General features: G+C 46.3%; 14 protein-coding genes. 10 read left to right on the forward strand and 4 right to left on the reverse strand.

The genetic code is table 11. The features are described 5' to 3' along the window. The first annotated feature begins 68 nt into the window (after positions 1-68). Together ACWYU8_RS15940 and ACWYU8_RS15945 are read left to right on the forward strand one after the other, a co-directional pair. Positions 69-1,718: an ExeA family protein gene (locus ACWYU8_RS15940; protein ID WP_457520732.1), complete on the forward strand. Its 1,650-nt coding sequence runs from the start codon at positions 69-71 to the stop codon at positions 1,716-1,718. Continuing rightward, positions 1,718-2,437, forward strand: a complete 720-nt coding sequence (locus ACWYU8_RS15945; protein ID WP_457520733.1) for a general secretion pathway protein GspB — start codon at positions 1,718-1,720, stop codon at positions 2,435-2,437. Before ACWYU8_RS15940 ends, ACWYU8_RS15945 begins: the two co-directional genes overlap by 1 nt. A 100-nt stretch (positions 2,438-2,537) precedes the next feature. On the opposite strand, the gene ACWYU8_RS15950 is transcribed toward ACWYU8_RS15945, so the two are convergent. From ACWYU8_RS15950 to ACWYU8_RS15960, 3 genes are all read right to left on the reverse strand, one after another. Then, on the reverse strand, positions 2,538-3,149 hold the full coding sequence (locus ACWYU8_RS15950; RefSeq protein WP_457520734.1) for a TIGR04211 family SH3 domain-containing protein: 612 nt from the start codon (positions 3,147-3,149) through the stop codon (positions 2,538-2,540). Positions 3,150-3,330: 181 nt separating this feature from the next. Then, the gene (locus tag ACWYU8_RS15955) at positions 3,331-4,590 is read right to left on the reverse strand and encodes an inorganic phosphate transporter (RefSeq protein WP_457520735.1); all 1,260 of its coding nucleotides are present in this window, start codon (positions 4,588-4,590) and stop codon (positions 3,331-3,333) included. A 130-nt stretch (positions 4,591-4,720) separates the two neighbouring features. Next, positions 4,721-5,401: a TIGR00153 family protein gene (locus ACWYU8_RS15960; RefSeq protein WP_457520736.1), complete on the reverse strand. Its 681-nt coding sequence runs from the start codon at positions 5,399-5,401 to the stop codon at positions 4,721-4,723. Between the two features lie 212 nt (positions 5,402-5,613). Here ACWYU8_RS15960 and ACWYU8_RS15965 point away from each other — a divergent pair, with 212 nt between their 5' ends. The 4 genes from ACWYU8_RS15965 (at position 5,614) to hldE (ending at position 13,188) form a co-directional block, all read left to right on the forward strand. Then, positions 5,614-7,146 carry a CYTH and CHAD domain-containing protein gene (locus ACWYU8_RS15965; RefSeq protein ID WP_457520737.1) on the forward strand — a complete coding sequence of 511 codons (1,533 nt, stop codon included), beginning with the start codon at positions 5,614-5,616 and terminating at the stop codon, positions 7,144-7,146. Positions 7,147-7,482: 336 nt separating this feature from the next. Beyond that, the gene (locus ACWYU8_RS15970) at positions 7,483-8,739 is read left to right on the forward strand and encodes a methyl-accepting chemotaxis protein (RefSeq protein WP_457520738.1); all 1,257 of its coding nucleotides are present in this window, start codon (positions 7,483-7,485) and stop codon (positions 8,737-8,739) included. Positions 8,740-8,847: 108 nt separating this feature from the next. Further along, positions 8,848-11,691 (forward strand): bifunctional [glutamate--ammonia ligase]-adenylyl-L-tyrosine phosphorylase/[glutamate--ammonia-ligase] adenylyltransferase, encoded by a 2,844-nt coding sequence (gene glnE, locus ACWYU8_RS15975; RefSeq protein ID WP_457520739.1) that lies wholly within the window; start codon positions 8,848-8,850, stop codon positions 11,689-11,691. Positions 11,692-11,757: 66 nt separating this feature from the next. Beyond that, positions 11,758-13,188, forward strand: a complete 1,431-nt coding sequence (gene hldE / locus ACWYU8_RS15980) for a bifunctional D-glycero-beta-D-manno-heptose-7-phosphate kinase/D-glycero-beta-D-manno-heptose 1-phosphate adenylyltransferase HldE (RefSeq protein WP_457520740.1) — start codon at positions 11,758-11,760, stop codon at positions 13,186-13,188. A 144-nt stretch (positions 13,189-13,332) separates the two neighbouring features. On the opposite strand, the gene tolC is transcribed toward hldE, so the two are convergent. Further along, positions 13,333-14,655, reverse strand: a complete 1,323-nt coding sequence (tolC, locus tag ACWYU8_RS15985; protein ID WP_457520741.1) for an outer membrane channel protein TolC — start codon at positions 14,653-14,655, stop codon at positions 13,333-13,335. 229 nt (positions 14,656-14,884) lie between these two features. On the opposite strand from tolC, the gene nudF reads away from it, so the two are divergent. The 4 genes from nudF to yqiA are packed head-to-tail and all read left to right on the forward strand — an operon-like array spanning position 14,885 to position 17,489. Further along, a complete protein-coding gene (gene nudF / locus ACWYU8_RS15990; protein ID WP_457520742.1) occupies positions 14,885-15,532 on the forward strand; it encodes an ADP-ribose diphosphatase in 648 nt (215 codons plus the stop codon). Between the two features lie 3 nt (positions 15,533-15,535). Further along, entirely contained in the window at positions 15,536-15,997 is a 462-nt protein-coding gene (locus ACWYU8_RS15995) for a DUF1249 family protein (RefSeq protein ID WP_457520743.1), read from the forward strand. Positions 15,998-16,043: 46 nt separating this feature from the next. Further along, on the forward strand, positions 16,044-16,850 hold the full coding sequence (cpdA, locus tag ACWYU8_RS16000) for a 3',5'-cyclic-AMP phosphodiesterase (RefSeq protein WP_457520744.1): 807 nt from the start codon (positions 16,044-16,046) through the stop codon (positions 16,848-16,850). Positions 16,851-16,904: 54 nt separating this feature from the next. Then, positions 16,905-17,489: an esterase YqiA gene (gene yqiA, locus ACWYU8_RS16005; RefSeq protein ID WP_444494648.1), complete on the forward strand. Its 585-nt coding sequence runs from the start codon at positions 16,905-16,907 to the stop codon at positions 17,487-17,489. Positions 17,490-17,595: the final 106 nt, after the last annotated feature.

Here is a 17,595-nt window from a genome sequence, read left to right on the forward strand (position 1 = left end):
ATCATCAGATGCATCTATGTTTATTAGGGGCAGTTTCAAAGTGGGCGGGTTTTTTAGCTGGAGATCCTATGTATAAGGACTTTTTTGGGTTTGTTGAGCAACCATTTTCGATTGTTCCGAACTCTCGTTATCTGTATCTGAGCCAACGCCATAAAGAGGCGATCACACACCTAAAGGCTGGGCTGGGGGATGGCGGCGGATTTGCCATGCTGACAGGTGAAGTTGGTACCGGCAAAACCACAGTGGCTAAGGCCATGCTGGCAAACTTGGATGAAACGACAAAGGCTGGATTGATCCTCAATCCGACGTTTTCGACTCGAGATTTACTCGAAGCGATTTGTGATGAGTTTAAAATCATCTATCCGCCAGATGCGACGCTCAAACAGCTAAACCAAGTCATCCATCAATACCTGTTACACAACAATAATGCAGGTTGGCAGACGTTACTGGTTATTGATGAAGCACAACATCTTTCTGCGGATGTTTTAGAACAACTGCGTTTGCTGACCAATTTAGAAACAGAGACCAGAAAGCTGCTCAAAGTGCTCTTAGTGGGGCAGCCTGAATTACAGCGGTTACTACAAACCACCCAGTTGCGTCAGCTAGCGCAGCGCATTACCGGCCGTTATCACCTGTTACCTTTGGATGAAAATGAAACGGCAGATTATATCGCGTTTCGTTTGCACACTGCTGGTGGTGATCAACAGCTGTTCAATCGCAGCTCTGCTAAAACGATCGCTAAGTACAGCCACGGCATTCCCCGCCTGATTAACCTCATCTGTGACAAAGCGCTGAACATGAGTTATCACCAGGGCAGTGCCGTAGTCGACAAACAGATAGTTTTGCGTGCCTGTGAAGAGGTCATGCAGTTTCAGGCCGATATTTATCAGCAAGATCATAAACCGCGTCATGTGCCTGCCCGTCGCCAGTTTATCTGGCCTGCCTGGGGTACTGCTGTTATCGGGGTGGTGGCTGCGTGCGGAGTTGGCTGGGCGGCAATTAATCATATGCCGGAGAAACCTATCTCTGTGCTTGTGGAAGAAACCGTTGCTAGCAGTACTCTTAGAGCTCCTGAACCTGTAAAGCAAATCGTCGTGAGCAATCAGCTAAGTAATGAGCAACGTGAGCTATTGCTGTCTCAAAAGCAATCCAATCTTGCAGTGAACGACCTGTATAAATTGTGGGGCTATCGAGCTTCGGTTCGAGATAACCTTTGTTTGTCAGAGGCTCAGTCCACCATGATTTGTGAGCGTAAAATGGCAACCTGGCCGATGTTGATAAAGCAAAATCGGCCTGTCGTATTAGAGCTGAACTACCAGGGCGACGTCGGCTATGTGATTTTATACGCGGTCGGAAATGATAAAGTGGAAGTACTCAATGGTAAGCAGCGCCTGCGTTTGCCGCTATCTTGGTTAAAACCAATGTGGCAAGGTAATATCATTGAACTGTGGGAAGCGCCGCTAAACCATACCCTGCGTTTAGATATGGAAGGGCCTGCAATTGAAGTGTTAGATCAGTTGCTCGCGGAAGCGGTCAGTGAAATACCGCTAGGCACCTCGGTTTTTGATGCAGAGATGAAAGAGCGTGTGGAACTCTTCCAACGTTGGCAAGGTATTGGAGTAGACGGTATTGCCGGTCAACGCACTCTGGAGCGATTGCAACAAAATGTACAACCTAACGCGCCGACATTGGCAAGCATAGATAAGGAGGACGCGTAATGTCTATTGCGAAACATGTCAGCCTGTTACTTTTGCCTATTGGCGTTTCTGCCATCGGTGTTGCCTGGTATATGGAGATGCTCGTTCCGGACTCTCAGGCTGCGATGCCAACACCACAAGCATCACAAGCTCCACTACCAGTGCGTGAAGTGGTCAACGAGTCGGTTGTGCAGCCATTTGAGGTATTAGACTACCCGGAAATCTCACAATTGGCGCAGTTACCACGAGAATGGCCTGGGGCTGAGTTATCGACCGATATAGGGACGTATTTACCTGCTCAGGACTATGCAAGCAACGCTCAAAGATCGGAATCATCTGTTGTGCAAAGCGACAGCCAGACTTATCAAAACAGCGAAGAAGATATGGACTTGTCTCTGGATGATATTGACTTGTCATCTTTGTCACCAGAGTTAGCGCAAAAAGTTGAGAATGCTTTATCGGGTCGTGGCAGTGCAACCTCTCAGTACGCGTTACCAATAAATGATTTAGAGACGAATGAGCAGCAATGGCAAGGGCGTCTTCCTGCTCTTAACTTACAGACGCATATGTACGCCAGTGATACTCAGCGTCGTTGGGTGAAAATTAATAACGTTGAATATCATCAAGGTGACTTGGTGGAAGGTCAGGTGACGTTGAAAGAGATTCAGCCACAATCCGTGATAGTCGAGTTCCAAGGTGAGCAGATCCGTATTCCTGCCTTGTATGAGTGGAATGGGTAGTGGGTAGGTAGTGGCTATCTAGCCTGAGATAAGCAAAAGGCCACAAAATGTGGCCTTTTTCGTCTCGATACTTGTTTAGTATGTATGCTTGGGTGAGCGATTATGCCCAGCCAGCAGGAGAACGCTTTTTACGCGGAATAAGGTGAGGAAGAACCAAACCAAATAGCAGACCTAAACCAGCCACACCACCACCATAAGTAAAGTACTTAAGCAGCATGTCGTCTTTTTGCGTATCAAGCTTAGCGCGTAGTTCACGGTTTTCTGTTTCAATCGAGGTCAACTGATCGCTGATTTCAGAGTACTTGTTCTCAAGATCAGAGATTTGTTGGTTACGAGTCTCTAGTGAGGTCACTAGTCCTGCTTTCTCGGTATCTGACGTTTGACGAGCGTTTGCCAGTTGTTCTTTGACTTCAGCAAGCTCTTTTTCGATACGTGGCAGGCGAATAGCCATACTCTCCTGATTAGTGACAAACTTACTTTGTACCCAACCAGTACGGCCACGAGAGTCACGAACTTGTGTATAGCCAGTATCTTTATTGGCACTTAATAGTTGTATTTCAGAGCCGGCGTTAATGCTTCCGATGATTCGGTAGGTGTTGTTTGGACCTGAGTGCATAAAAGTGAATAGGTCATCAGAAATATAACGGTTTGCAGCTAGGGCCGATGGCGCTGCTAGCAAAGTAAACAAAACCGTGATGATTAGTTTTTTCACAGTAAATCCCTTAACGATTTTCTTGGATACAGCGTTGGCACCGAATTATTGGAGCCGGAAGTAGACGAATAGTATGCAGTTTCAAACCTCGGTGCAACAAAGAAGGGAGGCAAAGCCTCCCTTTCTGTGCGTTTGGGTCAATAATGACAAAGCGCTTACATTCTATTGACGGATGTCTTAGTTAAGAAAACATCGCTTGAATGGCGTAGAAGAATACCACAGCCAATAGAGCACCAGCAGGTAGAGTAACAATCCACGAAGCGACGATGTTACGTACCACACCTAGGTTTAGTGCTGCAATACCGCGAGCAAAACCTACACCCAGAACTGCACCTACCAGTGTTTGCGTGGTTGAAATTGGCAGACCTGTACCAGATGCCAGAACCACGGTACATGCCGTTGCTAGCTGAGCTGCAAAACCACGGCTTGGTGTTAGTTCAGTGATACCAGTACCCACTGTTGCCATTACTTTGTGGCCCAGAGTTGCAAGACCAACAACGATACCGATACCGCCTAATGGAAGAATCCACCATGCAATCGCGCTTTTCGACGTGATTTCACCCATGTGCTCTACAGTGGATACAACTGCAGAAAGTGGACCAATCGCGTTTGCTACGTCGTTTGAGCCGTGTGCGAATGCCATCGCACAAGCCGTGATAACCATAAGTACGCTGAAGATGCCTTCTACACCTGAGAAACTATGATCATCTTCACGGTTCGCAAATTTCTTCTGAATGTAGAAGTAACCGCCAGCCATGACTAGTGCTGATACTACTGCCGCCCACATCCAGGCTTCACCATTGCTTAGGTGAAGACCAACGTGCTTAAGACCTTTTTTGATCGTTACAAGCGCAATCACCATTGTTGTGATGAACATGTACACAGGTACAAAGCGTTTTGCGTTGAGCAGTGGTTTTTCAGTATCGAAAATCAGTCGCTGAGCGCTGACAAAGATAACGTAAGCAAAGAAGCCTGAGATAACCGGAGTAATGATCCAGCTACCAACAATCCCTTGAACACTGCTCCAGTCAACCGCTTCCGTGCCGACAGAGACACACGCGAAACCGATGATAGCACCGATGATTGAGTGAGTGGTTGATACTGGCCAGCCCATGTATGAAGCAAGCAGCAGCCATGTGCCAGCTGCCAGCAGAGCTGACATCATACCGAAGACAAGAACGTCTGGTTGGTGAGCAAATAGAGATGTTTCGATAACACCTTTACGGATAGTGTCGGTTACTTCACCGCCTGCAAGGTATGCCCCTGCAAATTCGAAGATCATCGCAATGATGATAGCTTGTTTCACGGTTAGCGCTTTTGAGCCTACTGATGTGCCCATCGCATTAGCTACGTCATTCGCGCCAATACCAATTGCCATCATGAAACCAAAAATCGCCGCAACAATAATCAGGACAGTGCCGTAGTTCGCAAGGATATCCATCGTAATACCTAGTTGTTTTATAACAAGCGGAACAAAATTTTACGCGCGCCAAATCAAAAGACGATGCAAAGAGTCATCGTCCTTATGACACGTGTGTATTCGGTTCTTCGTTATGTAGTTAACTTATGTTTTAAGATCGAGACAGCATGACTTCCAAACGAGCACCTACGCGCTGCGCCTGGTCGGCAATACCACCTACCCATTCAAGAATCTTATATAAGAACATGACATCGATAGGGTTCATGTCAGATTCAATTGCCATCAGTTTTTGGCGAAGTTCAATCTGCATTGCATCGGTATCATCTTCGATAACGTCTAACTGATGAATCATTTCAGCAACGAGTGTCACTTCACGGCCTTTGAAGCCAGTTTCTAGTAATTCATCAAGTTCATTGATTACCTTTTGCGCCTGATTAGCCGCATCAAGGCAACGTTGAACGTAAGCGAGGAAGTTTGGCTGGAGAGCCTCAGGAATGACAAGGCGACGACCATATACACGGCCAGCAATGTCTTTTGCCAGATTAGCAAGTTTGTCCTGTTGAGTCAGAAGCTCAAGCATGTCAGTACGGTCTACTGGCATGAACAAACCGCGAGGCAGTTTTAGACGGATTTCACGTTTCAGTACATCTGCTTCTTTCTCAAGATGAGAAATTTGAGCACGGATCTCTGCCGCTTTTTCCCAGTCACCCTTTGAAGAGACTTCAAAGAATTTCACCAAGTGTGAACAACATTCGTTGACGCACACAACGTGGCGTTGCAAAGGCTTAATTGGGGACTTTGCAAATAACCCCATAATTGTATTCACTGGCATGGTCATTCAACCTAATAACTATAACCTTAAAAAAACATACACCATTTCTAGATGCTTGGCGAAATGTTGAGCGATGGCTATAAAGGCGCGCATGTTAACGCATTCAATCGCTCATTAAAACTGTTTTAGATCATCAATCGGACGATATTTCTTTCTTGCCGTGTAAGAAAATACACAATATCCTGTTTCTATCTGCTTTGAAAGGTATAGCTATGGAAACCGAAATAGAACTGAAGTTTTTTGTTTCTCCTGAATTTTCAGAAACTTTAAAGGGAAAGATTTCTGAGACAAAAGTACTTCAGCATAGTTGTCGTGACTTGGGTAACACCTACTTTGATACTGCCGATAATTGGTTAAGACAACATGACATTGGTTTAAGAATTCGCCGTTTTGATGATGTTTTTGTCCAAACAGTGAAAACCGCAGGACGCGTCGTTGCAGGTTTGCACCAAAGACCAGAATACAATGCTGAGCACACGGGCAATGAGCCTGAGCTCACTCTCCACCCTTCTGATATCTGGCCTGCCGGTAAAGATGTCGAGACGCTACAATCCGAACTGACTCCGCTTTTTTCGACTAACTTCACTCGCGAGCAGTGGCTAATTAGTATGCCAGATGGCAGCCAGATTGAAGTTGCCTTTGATCAGGGAATGGTCGTAGCCAAAGGTGAAGACGGACAAGAGAGGAACGAGCCAATTTGCGAAGTGGAACTGGAACTAAAATCTGGTCAAACGGACGCGCTATTCACTCTGGCACGCAGTTTTTGTGAAAATGGTGGAATGCGTCTGGGGAATCTGAGCAAAGCCGCGAAAGGGTACCGATTAGCGACAGGCTATACCGGGGACGAAGTCAAACCACTTGCGCTGGTAAAGAGCAGCAGCTCAGACACGGTTGAATACTGTCTGATTCATTCGTTAGAACATGCGCTGTCACACTGGCATTACCATGAGCAAATTTATGCCGAACGCGAATGCGTTGAAGCTCTGCGCGAAATCAACAATGCGATCCGCTTTATCCGTCAGACACTCACTATCTTTGGTGATGTTGTACCTCGTCGAGCCAGTGCGATTCTGCGTCAGGAACTGAAATGGCTGGAAGAAGAGTTGGTTTGGTTGGACGAGCATGCTCATCTGGAAGAACTGCTTGATGATAAAGGCAATGTGCTGCGTAAGCTTGATGCCCGCAAGTTCCTGGTGTCCGAATTAACGCAACAACTGCAAGAGCTACCGAGCCGTGAAGAAGTGTTAGAGCTGCTTAGCTCTGCGCGCTATACCGGTTTACTGCTTGACCTTAGTCGTTGGATCCTTGCCCGAGGGTGGCAGCCATTTCTTGATGAAAAAGCACGTGAAAAAATGGCGAGCAACATCCTGCCATTTTCTGTGACTCAGTTGGATCGCACCTGGGCTGAATTGATGGAAGCATTCCCGGCAGAACGTGACTTGTCTGCGCAGGATTATGTTGACCAGCGCTACCGCTTACTACGCAACCTCTACACCGGAATCGGGTTTGCGAGCCTCTATAATAGCGACGAGCGCAATAGTTTCCGCCTTCCGTGGGCCGATCTGGTTCATGGTATCGACGATCTGTTGATGCTGAATCATCTATTACCGCTGGTGGACATGCTGCAAGAAGATGAAAAAGAGCAGCTAGAACGTTGGTTGCATCGTCAAGAGCGCTCTATTCTGCATGCGATGGATCAAACCCGCGCAATCAGCGTTGAGGTTCAGCCATACTGGCACGAATAATCGACGTAACGGTTTAAGCGTAGATGAATACAAAATAGGACCTGTGGGTCCTATTTTGCTTTCTGTCCCTGCTGCTTTTAATTCCTCAATTGCTCCAGCTTCGTTCACAAAGATCCCGCCGAACTGTGGCTTGGATCAAATCAATGATGAGTGCAGAAGAAAAGTACTATAGATAATCAACTCCAGACCGATAAGTACTTAATAGGTTTCGCGCTTGCTTGCGAAAAATAACAGGCCAGATGTTGCAACGAATGCGCAAAAGGAAAGCGTTAGTCGCGTAACGAATCTTATGGCGCATGGTTATATAACTTTTTAAGACTCTCTGGAGAACGGACAATGGAAAAGCTGGCATTTAAGCCTTGGGAAAGGATCATATCTGACATTCGACTGATACCTAAAATGGTCATACTGATGGTATGCAGTACGGTGTTGATTGTTGCGAAACAACTCTGGGACGCGAATACCTTTTACGATTCGCTTTTAGCTGCGACTCAGAACGCAGACGTTGCCCAGCAGCATTATGAGGCGTATCTCACTCAGGTTGTTTGGCAGACTGCTTTGCTTATTACTGTGTTTGTCGTGTTACTGTTTGCCGCTGCACGAGTCATGTTGCGCCAAACCCAGTATCTTAATGACGCAATTAAACTGATGGCGAGCAAAAATTTGTCGGTACCATTCGGGATGGATTGTAAAGATGAATATGGAGACGTGGCACGAGAACTGGAAAAAACACGCCGCCAACTGCACGATGTGATCCAAATGCAAATCCAGTCGTCGGACGAATTAGCAACGTTAACCGAAGTGATGACGTTGAGCATGTCAGAAACAAAAGAGTCGGCTCAAGAAGAGTTTAATGAAATAGACCAGCTTGCGACGGCCATGAGTGAGATGTCTTCCACCGTTCAAACTGTTGCCGAACACGCGCAACAAGCTTCCTCTCTGACCGAGCAGGCATCCGCACAAGCCATTGCCGGTCAGCAATTCTTACAGAGCACCGTCGCGAAGATGAGTGAGCTTTCCAGAGATATTGCTTCTTCAGCGCAGGCAGTAAACCAAGTCGAAGAACGAGTAGAAGCGATTGGCAGTGTCGTGGGAACCATTCAGGGTATTTCTGAGCAGACCAATTTACTGGCGCTAAACGCTGCGATAGAAGCGGCACGAGCCGGAGAAGCAGGACGCGGCTTTGCGGTGGTTGCTGACGAAGTTCGCAATCTGGCACAGCGAACACAACAAGCGACGGTTGAGATCCAGGAGATGATTGCTCAGTTGCAAACCAGTGCAGAGTCAGCCGTTGAACTGATGGAGAAAAGCGTTGTTGAGGCAGCAGAAGGCAATGAGCTGGTCTCGAATGCGGGGGCAGAACTCGATGGTATCGTGACTCAGGTAACGCACATCAATGATATGAATTTCCAAATTGCCACGGCTTCGGGCCAGCAGAGCAGTGTTGCAGAAGAAATGAGCCAAAACTTAACCAATGTTCGGGAGCTGGTTGAGGCATCTGTGATAGTGGTGACTGAACTGTTAGAAACCTCAGAGACGATGCAAAATAACGCTGAAGAATTGGATAAAAAAATTAAGTTATTCAGTGTTTAAAACTAATAGGTTTTGATTAAACGCCCACAAACCCTTTGTGGGCGTTTTTATTTGCTTTAAGTCTGGTATAAAGAATCAATCATAGTGCTTTTCACACAAGGAAGAAAAATGCAGCTGCCTTCGTCATTGATTACTGTCGCTGAACCTGCGGTGCAAAATGCTCAGCAAGCGGGTTACTTTCAATTGTGGCCAAATGAAGTTGCAGAGCAATTTCAATATGTAGCAGGCCTGAGTAAGTTCATCACTGATGCCATTCAACGAGATGAAAAGCTTGCGCAGGATTTACCGGAAATACTGGCAGAGCCAAGTCGTAAAGCGTCTTACCGAGCGCGACTGGCGGCATTATTGGCGGAGTGTCAGGATGAGATGTCTGGTCATCGTGTATTACGTCAGTTCCGTAATCGCGAGATGGTTTATATTGCGTGGAAGGACTTTCTCCATGCCTGGACACTTGAAGAGTCATTAAGTCATCTCTCTCAACTGGCTGAAGCGTTGATTTTCGAAACGTACCAATGGCAGTATCTGGCTTGCTGTAAAGAGTGGGGGACACCCACTAACGCCAAAGGCGAAGCGCAACCAATGCTGATCATTGGCATGGGTAAGCTTGGTGGCGGCGAGCTGAACTTCTCTTCCGATATTGATCTCATTTTTACCTATCCAGAAAACGGCGAAACTCAAGGTGCGCGCCGTAGTATTGCTAACGCGCAGTTCTTTACTCGTCTGGGACAGCGACTGATTAAAGCGCTTGATCAACAAACCTACGACGGCTTCTGCTACCGAGTCGATATGCGTTTACGCCCGTTTGGTGAGAGTGGTCCTCTGGTGATGAGTTACGCCGCACTGGAAGATTACTACCAAGAGCAGGGGCGTGACTGGGAACGCTATGCGATGGTGAAAGCGCGAGTGATGGGTTGTGAAATGTATCCCCAGTATCAAGAGTTGCGTCAGATGCTGCGCCCTTTCGTGTTCCGCCGCTACATTGACTTCAGTGCCATTCAGTCATTGCGCCGCATGAAGTCGATGATCAGCAGTGAAGTGCGCCGTCGTGGTCTGAATAACAACATCAAACTTGGTGCTGGCGGAATCCGTGAAATCGAGTTTATCGCTCAGGTGTTTCAGCTTATTCGAGGCGGACGAGAGCCTTCTCTGCGTAATCGAGGCTTACTGGAAACCCTGCAAGGAGTTGAAGAACTCGCTCTGCTAACTTCAGCAGAAGTACGCAGTCTGGAAGCAGCATACAAATATTTGCGCCAGCTTGAAAACTTGCTGCAAGCCATGGCGGATAAACAGACTCAGACACTGCCTGATTGTGACATTGAACGATTAAAACTGGCCACCGCGATGAAATTTGAATCGTGGGATCAACTGATTACGCAAACTCAGTTACACATGGCCAATGTTCACCAAGTGTTCGGTTTACTGATCGGTGATGATGAAGAAGATGAAGGCAACAACGTGGCTCGTCATTTTCATGAGTTGTGGGACATGGCGAATAAACAGGATGTGATGGAAAATATTCTGCAGCAAGATATTCAGGTGGAAGATTTTGCATCCTGCGCGAAAACCATCATCGAATTTAAACAAGACATTGCGAAGAAAACGCTCGGTCCTCGCGGGAGAGAAGTACTGACCAGGCTGATGCCTAAAGTGTTCGATGCAGTATTCACCCATCCCGATGCGCAGTTTGGCTTACCAAGAGTACTTCACTTACTGCACAAGATTTGCACACGAACGACGTACTTAGAGCTGTTGGATGAACACCCTGCAGCGCTGATTCAGCTTGTGAGATTGTGTACGGCAAGCCCGATGATTTCGGAGCAGTTATCCCGATACCCAATACTGCTTGATGAACTGATTGATCCGCAACAGCTGTACAATCCAATTCCATTAGATAGCTACCGCACTGAGTTACGTGATTTTCTGGCACGAATTCCAGAAGATGACATGGAACAGCAGATGGAAGCTCTGCGTCAATTCAAGCAAATTTGTATCTTGCGTATCGCTGCCGCCGATATTGCTGGCGCTTTGCCTGTGATGAAGGTGAGTGACCACTTAACTTATCTGGCAGAAGCTATCGTTGAGGCGGTGGTCAGTCAGGCATGGTTGCAAGTCTCTGAAAAATACGGTGAGCCGACACATGTCAAAGACCGTGAAGGAAGAGGTTTTGCGGTAATCGGTTACGGCAAAGTTGGTGGCTGGGAGTTGGGCTACAATTCCGATTTAGACATCGTGTTTATGCATGATTGTCCGGTCGACGTTTATACTGACGGGAAGAGAGAAATTGATGGTCGCCAGTTTTACCTTCGTTTAGCGCAGCGCATTATCCATATTTTTTCAACGCGAACAGCATCAGGCATTCTGTACGAAGTGGACACTCGCTTACGTCCATCAGGTGCCTCGGGCTTGCTGGTGAGTCCAACCGATGCGTTTGCAGAATATCAACATCAGGAAGCTTGGACCTGGGAACATCAAGCCTTGGTTCGTGCCCGGATGATTTATGGCGATGAACCGTTAGCCGTTGCTTTTCACAACACTCGCCATGATGTGCTCTGCAAAGAGCGGGATCAAGAGACGCTCAAGAAAGAGGTGGTCGAGATGCGTGAAAAAATGCGTGATCACCTTGGTGGTAAAAAAGCGGGGCGCTTTATGCTTAAACAAGATATCGGTGGCATTACCGACATTGAGTTCCTTGCGCAGTATCTGGTGCTTAACTTTAGTCACGAGAAACCTAAGTTAACGCGTTGGTGTGATAACGTGCGAATTTTTGAAACGCTTATTGCACAAGGTGTTATGGACGAAGAGCAAGCCATGCAATTGATCAGTGCTTACACGTCCATGCGTAACGAGATACACCACAGAAACCTACTCAATTTAGATGCGGATGTTGTCGAAGATAAGTTTGTTGCGGAAAGGGAATCGGTAAAAGAGGCATGGAATCAATGGTTCGCTTAACAGCATGGTTCTGCCGCGTTAAGGGCTGTGTTAAACTCTCGTCGATTTAATTTTTGGAGACCAATAATGAAACCAATTCTACCTGATTACAACAACGCTGGTGTGCTTATCATCGGTGATGTCATGCTAGATCGTTACTGGTATGGCCCAACCGGACGAATTTCTCCTGAAGCGCCGGTTCCTGTTGTAAAAGTAGAAAACAATGAAGAGCGTCCTGGTGGTGCTGCAAACGTAGCGATGAATATCGCATCATTGGGCGGCCATGCGCATATTATTGGTCTGACAGGCATGGATGAGCCAGCAAAAGTGCTGACTGAAACGCTAACCTCGTTAAAAGTGAAATGTGACTTTGTCGCGTTGCCAAACTACCCAACGATCACCAAGCTTCGCGTGATGAGCCGTGGTCAGCAGCTGATCCGTCTGGACTTTGAAGACAAGTTCGAAAATACCGACGCGGAGCCTGTCCTTTCTCGTATGGATTCTGCACTGCCAAACGTAAAAGCAGTGATCTTGTCTGATTACGCGAAGGGAACACTCGAGCACGTTCAAGCTTACATTCAGAAAGCACGCGCGGCGAATGTGTCAGTCTTTATCGATCCAAAAGGGGCCGATTTCGAACGTTACCGTGGTGCGACGTTGCTGACTCCTAACATGAAAGAATTTGAAGATGTGGTAGGCAAAGTGAAATCTGATCAGGATCTGGCGGAAAAAGCGTTAGCTCTTGTTGATAAGTATGATTTAGAAGCCCTATTGGTGACACGCAGCGAGCATGGCATGACTCTTATTCGTCGTGGTCAGGAACCATTCCACCTGCCAACCCAGGCGAAAGAAGTTTATGACGTTACTGGCGCTGGTGATACGGTGATTTCGGTACTTGCCGCTTCAGTTGCGGCGGGTAAATCTTTCGAAGAAGCGTGTGCGCTGGCAAATGCAGCCGCAGGTGTTGTGGTTGGTAAACTGGGTACATCGACACTGTCTGAAATTGAATTAGCTGAAGCAGTACACGGCAGTAAAGATACTGACTTTGGTGTGATTTCAGAGAAAGCGCTGATTGAAGCAGTTAAAAAAGCACGTGCGCGAGGTGAGAAGGTGGTGATGACCAATGGCTGCTTCGATATCCTTCACGCAGGCCATGTCTCTTATCTCAATAATGCAGCTGAACTTGGGGATCGCCTTATCGTTGCCGTGAATACCGATGAATCGGTTAAACGTCTGAAAGGTCCGGGTCGTCCTGTCAACCCGACTGATCGCCGTATGGCCGTATTGGCTGGTTTGGGCGCGGTTGATTGGGTAGTCCCATTTAGCGAAGATACACCTCAGCGTTTGATCTCAGAGGTTCTGCCAAGCCTGTTGGTTAAAGGTGGCGACTATAAACCAGAAGAGATTGCGGGTGGTAAAGAAGTGATCGCAGCAGGTGGTGAAGTCCGCGTACTTAACTTTGAAGATGGCTGCTCAACCAGCGAAATCATTAATGCGATTAAAGGCGGCAAAGGTTAATCATTGATTAATGCTGTCTATAATCGTTAAGCATAAGGTCGTCTGTTAGGCGGCCTTTTTTGATCCAATTGCCGATGAAGCCTTCAAGGCAATAAAAAACGCCAGTTGATAAACAACTGGCGTTTTTGCGTATCCGGTAAAGAATTACATTGCAGGTTTCAGACCTGAATCGATGTTGATGATGTCTTGCTCGCTCAGTGTACCAACTGCCTGACGTAGCTGCAGGCGACTCAGAACGTAGTCGTAGCGTGCATTCGACAGGTTTCTGTTTGCATCGTACAAACGGCGGGTTGCATCCAGAACGTCAACAATCGTACGCGTACCTACATCAAAACCAGCTTCTGTCGCTTCTAACGCTGATTTCGCTGAAACCACAGACTGCTCGTACGCTTTCAATGCACCAATCGAAGCATTGATGTTGTTGTTTTGCGCACGAACCTCTTTTACTACACTGCGGTATTGTGCTTCAAGATCTTCACTTGCCGCAACATAAGCGTACTCTGCCTGTTTGGTTTCCGATGTCACACGACCACCCGTGTATAACGGTAGTGCGAGATTAACGCCGATATTGACGTTATCTGTCGTGTAATCACTACTACTGTGAGAAGTATCACCGTAGTTGTAACCACCATCTAGTGTCAGCGTTGGTAAGTGGCCTGAACTTGCCAGAGAAATGTTGTCACGAGCAATATCCTGCGAAATGCGTGAAGACAGCAAGCTTAGGTTTTTCTCTTTTGCTTCGTCGATAAGGGCTTCTGCCGGGCTGTTTGAGCCACTTGCAGAGAAGCGATCAGTATCAAGCACATTCAGGTTCTTGTGCTCTTGGCCTGTGATCTCACGTAGCGATTCGTAGCTGTTGATCAGATCATTTTCTGCCAATACTTCATCAGCAAGTACTGCATCGTATTCTGCTTGTGCATCATGAACGTCAGTAATTGCAGACAGACCGACTTCAAAACGTTGCTTAGTTTGTTCAAGTTGGCGACCAACGGCGGCTTTTTCTGCGCGGACAAAAACGAGGTTATCTTGAGCACGTAATACTTCAAAGTACGCTTGTGATACGCGCAGGATCAAACTTTGTTGAGTTGCAGCGTAAGTAGCGTCTGCCTGACGAGCGGTTTTCTCTGCAGTGTCCAACGTGATCCAAGAGGCGCGGTTGTATAGCTCTTGAGAGAAGTTAATTCCGGCAGTTAGATCATTTGAGTCGTTGGATACATCAGAACTTGAATCATACTCAACGTCGCCACGGGTCAGGTTGTAACCTGCCGTTAGATTGATTTGTGGTAAAAGGGCACTGCGGCTGGATGTGATTGCTTCAAAAGCTTGATCACGCTGCGCTGCTACACTAAGCAATTGGGGATCGTTCTGTTTTGCTAAGTCATAGATTTGAGCCAAAGAGTCCGCATAAGATGATGCGCTTATGCTGCCTAGCGCTGCACTGATAAATAGTGGAAGCAATTTTTTCATTTTCTATTCCCGCGGTCCATAGATTGGTTAATTCTCAGTAGTTTAACTCAGTTTGCACGATATTTACTCGAAACTTTGCTTTTTTTTACACTTAATTGTCCATATGTGCAATAAAAAAATAGGTAATACTTAAAATAATTTATAACTATTATACAAAAAGTTGAGCCAAGTCCTTTGAGCAAGTGAATAACAATGAGTACACTACAAGATTCACTCAGAGAGGTGCTGAATGCAACAGTGTGACAAGCGACAAAATGAGTATACTTCACAGGATGTGGAAATCATCTCGAAAGAGACCCTGTTTAAGGGGTTCTTTAAAATGGTGAAGTACCGTTTCAAACATCGGCTTTTTGCTGGTGGTTGGAGTGACGTTGTTGAGCGAGAAATGTTCGAACGTGGGCATGCAGCTGCGATGTTACCTTATGATCCGATAACGGATCAGGTTGTGATCATTGAACAGATCCGCGTTGGTGCATTAGAACATGAGCATCCTTGGCAGCTTGAAATTGTCGCTGGTATGGTAGACAAAGAAGAGTCTATGGAAGAAGTGATCCGCCGCGAAGCTCAAGAAGAGGCGGGCCTTGAAGTCGGACGTGTCGTTCCAATGACCTCTTACTATCCATCTTCAGGTGGCTGCTCAGAAAAGTTGGATGTTTTTGTCGGAGAAGTCGATGCTTCTGTGGCGCATGGCATTCATGGTTTAGACTATGAAGATGAAGATATTCGAGTTCACGTGATCAGTCGTGAAGAAGCGTATCAATGGGTGAAAGATGGAAAACTTGAAAATGCTGCTTCAATTATTGCAGTACAGTGGTTGCAATTGAATCATCTGGAGTTGAAATCACAATGGGGGAGTCCCCATAAAGGTGGAGAGTGAGTAATGGCACAGATAGCTGAAAAACAGCGATATCATGTTGATTTAGTGGGTCTAATGAGAACCTATGAGACGAATTACGCTAAGTTAAATGCCTTGCTGCCTGTCTCTGCCGAGGTCGGTGATGTTCGTTGTTACCAAGCTGCGAACATGGTTTACCAACTGACCGTGAATGAAGTCACAAAATACACCACAGTTGTTGAGATATGTCAGAGTGATGAAACGCCAGTGTTTCCTTTACCGAAGATGTCTGTCAGGCTTTATCACGATGCGAGGGTCGCGGAAGTATGCTCAAGCGGAGACTTCTCTCGTATACAAGCTAAATATGATTATCCCAACGATAAGCTGATGCAGAAAGATGAAAAGCATCAGCTCAATACATTCCTTGGTGAATGGCTGACGTTTTGTTTAAGAAGTGGGATCAGTAGAACGCCACTTGCCTTCAATAATTTTTCGTCGCGTCATTAAAGGGAAATAACAAATAACGAAATAGTGGACGAATCAGGTTTTCATTTTGCAATCATCTAGTGACAGCATCAAACTTTTACAAATCACGGATACTCATCTGTTTGCCGCAGATGAGGGAAGTTTGCTGAGCGTAAAAACTGCCGACAGCTATACTGCTGTGGTGGCTGAGATTTTGCGCCGCAAGGTGGGGTTTGATTATATTTTAGCGACTGGCGATATTTCGCAAGATCATAGTGCGGAATCTTATCAACGATTCGCTGCAGGCATTGCCCCGCTCGAAAAAGATTGTTTTTGGCTGCCGGGCAATCATGACTACAAGCCAAATATGGGCAGTGTACTTCCATCAGAGCAGATTAAGGCGACTGAGCATGTGTTACTTGGTGACAAGTGGCAAATGATTCTTCTAGACTCTCAAGTCGTAGGCGTTCCACATGGACGTTTAAGTGATCAGCAATTAGCTCTGCTTGAAGATAAGTTATACGAGTTTCCGGATCGTCATACGCTGGTGTTATTGCATCACCATCCACGTCTTGTTGGTAGTGCATGGCTCGACCAGCATACACTGAAAGATGCGGAAGCATTCTGGCAAGTCATAGAGCGTTTTGACAGCGTGAAAGGCATTGTGTGTGGTCATGTTCATCAAGATATGAATGTGCTTCACAATGGTATTCGAGTAATGGCGACACCTTCAACGTGTGTTCAATTCAAACCTAACTCAGATGATTTTGCCTTAGATACTACATCACCAGGCTGGCGAGAATTAGAGCTGCATTCGAGTGGTGACATTACGACTCAGGTACACCGACTCCCTGAAGGTCAGTTCCAACCAGATTTCTCTTCGAACGGATACTAACTAATCCTGCCCGAACAATATGTTCGGGCTTTCTTTTTTCATTGTGAGACTTTTATGACTAAACCTTCTCTATTACTTTACATCCATGGTTTTAATAGCTCACCGCTTTCAATGAAAGCAAACTTAATGCGGGAATATTGCCAGCAGCATCGACCGGACATCAAAGTGATTATTCCACAGTTGCCGTGTTTCCCTCAGCAATCCGCTCAGATGCTGCTAGATATTGTTGAGCAGTATCAGGACGATTACAAAATTGGTTTAGTAGGCAGCTCACTGGGCGGTTTTATGTCAACCTGGCTGAATAGTAAATTTGGATTCAAAGCGGTAGTTGTTAACCCGGCAGTGAAACCTTATGAGCTGTTAGTCGACTATTTGGGTGAACAAACTAACCCATATACGAATGAAACTTATACACTTGAGGCACGTCATATTGACGAGCTAAAAGCTCTTGATGTACAAAGCATCGCATCGCCAAATTCGTTTTGGCTTCTGCAACAAACTGAAGACGAGGTTTTAGACTATCGTCAGGCGGTAAATAAGTTTGCACAATCTAAGCAAACGGTAGAACAAGGCGGTGATCACAGTTTTGTAGGCTTTGAGCGTTATCCTGCAAAGATTATCGAATTCCTTGAGCTGTAATTTGCAGGGGGCTGTGGACCTTTCGAATAAAATTAACCACGAAAGATAAGCAGACCCTAGGAACGTTTGGAATACGCTCATAGTTTTTATTGATATATCCAAGCGT

The sequence above is a fragment of the Vibrio limimangrovi genome (assembly GCF_054064025.1).

Coding starts and splice junctions, on each gene's coding strand:
- ACWYU8_RS15960 (WP_457520736.1), bottom strand. CDS start 5,401: ATGCCAGTGAATACAATTATGGGGTTATTTGCAAAGTCCCCAATTAAG.
- ACWYU8_RS15970 (WP_457520738.1), top strand. CDS start 7,483: ATGGAAAAGCTGGCATTTAAGCCTTGGGAAAGGATCATATCTGACATT.
- ACWYU8_RS15940 (WP_457520732.1), top strand. CDS start 69: ATGTATAAGGACTTTTTTGGGTTTGTTGAGCAACCATTTTCGATTGTT.
- hldE (WP_457520740.1), top strand. CDS start 11,758: ATGAAACCAATTCTACCTGATTACAACAACGCTGGTGTGCTTATCATC.
- nudF (WP_457520742.1), top strand. CDS start 14,885: ATGCAACAGTGTGACAAGCGACAAAATGAGTATACTTCACAGGATGTG.
- ACWYU8_RS15995 (WP_457520743.1), top strand. CDS start 15,536: ATGGCACAGATAGCTGAAAAACAGCGATATCATGTTGATTTAGTGGGT.
- yqiA (WP_444494648.1), top strand. CDS start 16,905: ATGACTAAACCTTCTCTATTACTTTACATCCATGGTTTTAATAGCTCA.
- ACWYU8_RS15945 (WP_457520733.1), top strand. CDS start 1,718: ATGTCTATTGCGAAACATGTCAGCCTGTTACTTTTGCCTATTGGCGTT.
- ACWYU8_RS15955 (WP_457520735.1), bottom strand. CDS start 4,590: ATGGATATCCTTGCGAACTACGGCACTGTCCTGATTATTGTTGCGGCG.
- tolC (WP_457520741.1), bottom strand. CDS start 14,655: ATGAAAAAATTGCTTCCACTATTTATCAGTGCAGCGCTAGGCAGCATA.
- glnE (WP_457520739.1), top strand. CDS start 8,848: ATGCAGCTGCCTTCGTCATTGATTACTGTCGCTGAACCTGCGGTGCAA.
- ACWYU8_RS15965 (WP_457520737.1), top strand. CDS start 5,614: ATGGAAACCGAAATAGAACTGAAGTTTTTTGTTTCTCCTGAATTTTCA.